The 1,381-nt window shown below is 64.4% G+C and carries 3 protein-coding genes; 2 read left to right on the top strand and 1 reads right to left on the bottom strand.

Annotation, left to right across the window (positions count from 1 at the left end):
* Together EB084_25510 and EB084_25505 are read left to right on the top strand one after the other, a co-directional pair.
* The coding region (locus tag EB084_25510) for a type II toxin-antitoxin system Phd/YefM family antitoxin (GenBank protein NDD31622.1) at positions 1-88 on the top strand (88 nt) is incomplete at its 5' end.
* A complete protein-coding gene (locus tag EB084_25505) occupies positions 85-480 on the top strand; it encodes a type II toxin-antitoxin system VapC family toxin (GenBank protein NDD31621.1) in 396 nt (131 codons plus the stop codon). The genes EB084_25510 and EB084_25505, both read left to right, overlap by 4 nt.
* A gap of 41 nt (positions 481-521) precedes the next feature.
* Here EB084_25505 and EB084_25500 read toward each other — a convergent pair whose 3' ends face one another.
* Complete coding sequence (locus tag EB084_25500; GenBank protein ID NDD31620.1) at positions 522-1,196, bottom strand: hypothetical protein; 675 nt, start codon at positions 1,194-1,196, stop codon at positions 522-524.
* Positions 1,197-1,381: the final 185 nt, after the last annotated feature.

Here is a 1,381-nt window from a genome sequence, read left to right as displayed (position 1 = left end):
AGAGATCTTGGGGCGCCTGCGCGGTTCGGTGACGCGCTACGACGACCCGACCGAGCCGATCGACGCCACCTGGGAGGCGCAGGAGTGATCGTCGTCGACACCCATGCGTGGGTATGGTACCTCACCGATCCAGACAAGCTGTCAAAACGCGCCCGAGCGGCCATCGATAAAGGCGTATCGAGCGCAAAGGCCTGCGTGTCGTCGATCAGCGTGTGGGAGGTCGCGATGCTCGTAGAGCGCCAGCGCCTCGTGCTCACCCGCGATCTCGACGACTGGCTCGACGACGCCGAACGCGTAGGGCTGTTCGCGTTTGTCGCTGTCGACAACGCCATCGCACGTCGCTCGGTTCGCCTGCCTGAGCCGCTGCACGGCGACCCCGCTGATCGCATCATCGCAGCCACCGCGCTCGAGCTCGGCGCTTCGCTCGTCACAAAAGATCGGCGCCTCATCGACTACCCACACATCGCAACCGTGTGGTGAGCGCTGTCAGGGGATGCACGCTGCGCGCGCGGACGAATCGACTACCGTGCTGGCCGCTGCAGCAAGCGCTCCAATGTGGGGATGAGCGTGCTGTCGTCGAGGGCGGTTTCGAACTCACGCAGCCACCGGCGCACGTAGGCGAGGTCGAGTGTAGCGCCCTGCCGACGAATCAAGCTGGTTGCATCAATGAGATCTTTCTCACGCGTTGCAATCAGCTTGTAGATGAGCAGGTCTTCGGCCGTGCACACGCGAGCCGACACGCCCTGGCCGAGTTCAACCGTAACCGCCCGTCGCAACACCTCATCATCAAACGAAGTCTCACAGAGCAGCAGGTCGAGACGAACGCCGTCTGCGTCGCGAACAAAGAGCAGGCCCGCGCGCTCTATCATCTCGTCCGCGGGGCCGAGAGGCGTGCAGTCAGGAGGGAGTCCTGCAAGCAACCGGTGCAGATCGTCTCGCTCGGCCGAAATCTTGAAATCAACGTCGAGGGTGTAGCGAGCCTCGCCCCAGACCGCCAGCGCAACGGCACCCACGACCACTGCGTCGATGCCGGCTCGTGCAAGCGAACCCTGCATGCGGACCAGTGACGCATGCAGCCTATCCACGGATTCGAGACAGATGCCCCGCGGCTCGGCGCAGACGCTGCTGCAGGTCGATGCGGGCCTGCCGCGCCGCCTCGAGCGCATCCGCGTCATCGACCCGCAGCGCATGCGCATAGAGCAGCTCAAGCTCACGCATCGATTCTGACACCGATTTCGAAGCAAGCAACCGGTCTTCGAGGGCCTCGACGTAGGCCCAGCGCGCGCGCTCACTTTCGCGGGTGAAGGCGGTGCCGTCTTTCTTGAGCATGATGGTTCCCCTTCTGCCGCCTGCACGGTCGGTCCTGCACCTGAGGATGCGC

It is taken from the genome of Pseudomonadota bacterium, assembly GCA_010028905.1.
GTDB lineage: Bacteria > Vulcanimicrobiota > Xenobia > RGZZ01 > RGZZ01 > RGZZ01.
This window is presented reverse-complemented; position numbering and strand designations above follow the sequence as displayed.